Source organism: Paenibacillus shunpengii (assembly GCF_042684905.1).
Classification (GTDB): domain Bacteria; phylum Bacillota; class Bacilli; order Paenibacillales; family Paenibacillaceae; genus Paenibacillus; species Paenibacillus shunpengii.
Genome location: NZ_JBHUMJ010000017.1, coordinates 1 through 3,422 on the forward strand (window position 1 = coordinate 1; position 3,422 = coordinate 3,422).

Consider the following 3,422-nt stretch of genomic DNA (forward strand, 5'->3'; position numbering starts at 1 on the left):
TTTCAATTGGAATTCGTCTGGCGAACCGTGCCATCGAGTTCCTTTTTCTTTTTCATACTCCGCTTTTTCAATTACCTCTTTGAGCATATTGTTCCTAAGTTCTGGATCTTGAGTTTGAAAATAAGTGTCTATGACATGTTTGAATTTAGGCACATCAACTTCAATTGCCTTGTCGCGTTGTAAAACTTTGTTAAGCTCATTGGTGATGTCTTCTGCTGTTTGTCTATTTTCCGTGATCCGTTGAGAAAGATTCTTTGATCTCTCGATAAATTTATCTGTGGTATACAATCCTTGTTCTAATAGATCATGTAGGTTATCCATTTGTTTATTTAACTTATCGTGCTCTGTTTCGATTTCTTTGAGAGCTTTGTGCATTAGATCGGCTTTAGGATCACTAACTTTAGCTTTACTATCCTCAATTTCCCATTGAGCTTTATAGTTCTTCAGCCAATACTTCAATGATTCAATGATTCTATTTTCGACTAAATCAAGTGCGGAACTTACATTGGTACACTCAGGGATTTGACACATGAGTGTATCATATCTGTTTTTAGGGTTTGGTCTGCGGACCATGTAACGACCGCATTTACCACATCTCACCAATCCGCTAAGAGGATTTTTGACCTTCTTACCGTTAGGTAATGGTTTAGCGGGATTCTCACTAAGATACTTCTGAGCCAGTTCCCAAACTTCTTCAGTCACGATAGCTTCGTGGAGTCCGTCTACAAGCTTATACTCATCAGGACTGACGCGCGGCCTTGATTTGGATATAACTCCATCATTTCTCTTTTTGACTATAGGTCGAGTACCCCACTTTATTTTCCCTTTATATACTGGATTTCGTAGCATGTGTTGAATTGTTGATGTAACCCACATACCTCCTCCTGAAGTTGGTACTTGCAGTAGATTGAGCTTCCTTGCTATAAGGGAAGTTCCAAGTCTTCTAACAACCCCATCTTCGTCAGGTTCTCCATGCGTATATAAATCAAATATAAGTTTTACGATCTCGGCTTGCTCCGCAATCGGAGAGAGTGTAAATCCTTTTTGTCCTTTTAACTTAACTCTCTCATAACCGTAAGGGGGTTTGCTGCCAATATACTTACCTTCGTTAACAGACGCAATCCTACCGCCTTGTAGCCTTCGATTGATTGTTTTGAATTCTCTTCTGGACATAAATAACCCGAATTCAAAATACTCCTCATCAAACTCATTATTTGGATCATAAGTTTTGACAGGAGTTATTATTTTGGTGTTTGAATACTTGAACGCCTGGGCAACTATGCCTTGATCAACGGTGTCGCCACGAGCAAGGCGCTCGATCTCAACAACTAAGACGCCAGCCCATTTACCAACCTCTACATCATGCAGCAATTTCTGAACCTCAGGACGAGCATCGATTGTTTCTCCAGAAACGACTTCTTTATAGATATTAGTTATATTTATTTTCATTCTTTTAGCAATATCCATCAATGTTTTCTCGTGTCTGGCAAGAGTCTCTCCTTCCCCTCGAGCCTCCGCCTCAAAATCAGATCGAGATTTCCTTAGATACAGACAGTATTCTTTCTTCAAAAAATTAAACCTCCTCAGGTCTGAAATGCCCTAAGTAAACGCCACACACTATAATTTCGTTTGGAAACACTTCTTTTATTTCATATTCGGGATTTTCAGGTATTAGTTGTATCAAGGGAGAACCTTCAGACCAGCGCATTCTTTTGAGAGAACCTTCCTCTCCGTTTGTAACCACAGCAACAATCTGGCCGTTGTACTCTGCCCAACGTTCTTTCTTCAGAAAGACAATATCCCCATTGTTTATACCAGCGTTAATCATTGAGTTGCCAACAACTTTCAAAGCGTAGTCAGGCTTTTGTTTCTTCGGTAGTGGATATATAACGTAATCCTCTACATTACTATCTGCGATTAATCCATTACCAGCACAAATGTTGCCCACGACAGGAGTGAGGTTGTCGTCATGTTTAAATGTCGGTTGCTGCCCAATTATTAACTCCAGAGGCATTGACTCATTAATTCTACAAGTTAGGTAATCAGTTGAAGTGCCCAATATATCTGCAATTTTCGCTAAGCGATCACTAGGGGGAATACTTTTGTTTCGTTCATACGAGGAAAAGTTTGCGGAATTCATTTCGAGTTGTTCAGCCATTTGGTTTTGAGTAAAGCCACGCTTGATTCTTAACTCTTTAATTCTGTCACCCATTAATAATGGTTGATTCATTTTAATAAACCTCCAAAAACAAATTAAATTTTATTAAATATGTCTTGCTAAAATTAAATTTGAGTCGTATAATGAGTGACAAGGAGGTGGAAACACATGGAACAGGCAACTAAGACTCAACCAAGGCTATTATTACAAAGATGTTCTAGCGAAAGAGGTACTCAGCGAAAAGTTGCTAATGAACTCGGCATCACTGAAGCTCACTTGCGTGCTATATTGAGTGGGAAACACGTGCCTGGTACTCGTCTACTTTTTCGGATGGCTCACTATTTCAACAAATCTGTTTATGAACTATTTCCCGATTTAGCGACACCGTCTTATTTTATTAAAGACTCAAATTAAATTTCTTATATTAAGTGTTGTCCTCTTGAATCAAATTATATACAGTAAATTATATTTGCGCAACAGTTATTTTATGTTATTTGGCATGTTTATTTTTATAATTCTATTTTTTTATCGCAAACTCAAATTAAATTTGACAATGAGGTGAAAGAGTGGGTGTACAAGCGGTAGCGCATATAGATGGTTACAGAGGTGATCGGATGAATATCGAATGCAAACCGCATAGAGGGAACGTCGTTGAAGTTATCAAAGTTGGCAATACTGTCATTCAATTTTGCAATGATTACATTGCCGAGGATAAAGAGGACATACAAAATATCCTAACACGGTATCAAAAAGCGGGATGGGAAATTGTTAAAGAGTCTGCGAATAGAGAGAAGCTGTGAAGCTTCTTGTTGGATGGACAAGCTGATATTTGTTTAAGGAGTGAGGATATGAATCAATTACAACCTATTGAACATCAAGGTACGCGAGTACTTACATCATCCATACTTGCAGAATCATTAGGGACTGTCATCCAGATCATTACTAATAATTTTAATCGCAACAAAGATCGTTATACGGTGGGTAAACACTATTTTGCTCTCGAAGGCGAAGAAAAAAGAGCGTTTCTTAACCAACATCAAAATGATTTAGGTTCGAGAAACAGTGCTGTTCTATACCTCTGGACTGAAAAAGGTGCTTGGCTCCATGCAAAATCACTCAATACAGATAGAGCATGGGAAGCTTACGAAATGCTTGTAGATGATTACTACCGAGTAAAAGAAGCTTCCATAAATTTATCCGGCCTAAGCCCTCAGCTCCAACTCTTAATCCAAATGGAGCAAAGCGTAAAACAAATCGAGCAACG

Annotated in this window: 5 protein-coding genes; 3 read left to right on the forward strand and 2 right to left on the reverse strand. The window is 38.6% G+C overall.

Features of this window, described 5'->3' with window-relative positions; translation table 11 throughout:
- Both ACFSVM_RS25515 and ACFSVM_RS25520 read right to left on the reverse strand, forming a co-directional pair.
- Nucleotides 1-1,569: recombinase family protein (locus ACFSVM_RS25515; protein ID WP_379265329.1), on the reverse strand; the 1,569-nt coding region annotated here is incomplete at its 3' end.
- A 4-nt stretch (nucleotides 1,570-1,573) separates the two neighbouring features.
- Entirely contained in the window at nucleotides 1,574-2,230 is a 657-nt protein-coding gene (locus tag ACFSVM_RS25520; RefSeq protein WP_379265331.1) for a LexA family protein, read from the reverse strand.
- A 96-nt stretch (nucleotides 2,231-2,326) separates the two neighbouring features.
- Between ACFSVM_RS25520 and ACFSVM_RS25525 the strand changes: the two genes are divergently transcribed.
- The 3 genes from ACFSVM_RS25525 to ACFSVM_RS25535 form a co-directional block, all read left to right on the forward strand.
- On the forward strand, nucleotides 2,327-2,572 hold the full coding sequence (locus ACFSVM_RS25525; RefSeq protein ID WP_379265333.1) for a helix-turn-helix transcriptional regulator: 246 nt from the start codon (nucleotides 2,327-2,329) through the stop codon (nucleotides 2,570-2,572).
- Nucleotides 2,573-2,724: 152 nt separating this feature from the next.
- On the forward strand, nucleotides 2,725-2,958 hold the full coding sequence (locus ACFSVM_RS25530; RefSeq protein WP_379265335.1) for a hypothetical protein: 234 nt from the start codon (nucleotides 2,725-2,727) through the stop codon (nucleotides 2,956-2,958).
- Nucleotides 2,959-3,006: 48 nt separating this feature from the next.
- A partial coding sequence (locus ACFSVM_RS25535; RefSeq protein ID WP_379265337.1) for an ORF6N domain-containing protein occupies nucleotides 3,007-3,422 on the forward strand: 416 nt, incomplete at its 3' end.

What these genes read in the sequence shown, in the direction of transcription:
- ACFSVM_RS25520 (WP_379265331.1), bottom strand. Translation starts at nt 2,230, where the DNA reads ATGAATCAACCATTATTAATGGGTGACAGAATTAAAGAGTTAAGAATC.
- ACFSVM_RS25525 (WP_379265333.1), top strand. Translation starts at nt 2,327, where the DNA reads ATGGAACAGGCAACTAAGACTCAACCAAGGCTATTATTACAAAGATGT.